Origin of the sequence: Oceanobacillus saliphilus (genome assembly GCF_023522835.1) — a bacterium.
GTDB classification, from domain to species: Bacteria; Bacillota; Bacilli; order Bacillales; family Amphibacillaceae; genus Oceanobacillus; species Oceanobacillus saliphilus.
The window spans coordinates 1-268 of sequence record NZ_JALCZU010000151.1 but is presented as its reverse complement, the minus strand read 5'-3'; the positions used below and the strand labels follow the sequence as shown (position 1 = coordinate 268).

1 protein-coding gene is annotated in these 268 nt (G+C 43.3%); it reads right to left on the bottom strand.

The window, feature by feature from the left end:
- A partial coding sequence (locus MN204_RS20755; RefSeq protein ID WP_249872947.1) for a hypothetical protein occupies positions 1–268 on the bottom strand: 268 nt, incomplete at both ends.

Sequence of the window (268 nt, the reverse complement as noted above, 5' to 3'; positions counted from 1 at the left end):
GAGCCACCAGTGTTCCGTCATCAATTTGTTCCTTGTTTTTACCAGTGTTGTACGCTTCAGCATCCTTGTTGTATTGCGCCGCATCATATTCATTTGATGGCGTCCAACCCAGGTTAACCCAAGTTTGCTCAATATTGTCCAAGTTCCAAGCTTCCAAATCAGACTTTCGCGTCAAAGTACCATTGGCAATCTCTGCTGCGTGTTCATCATTGTAAGCGGCATTCACTTCATTTTGATTCTGACGATATGGATCATAAATTCTCTGAGC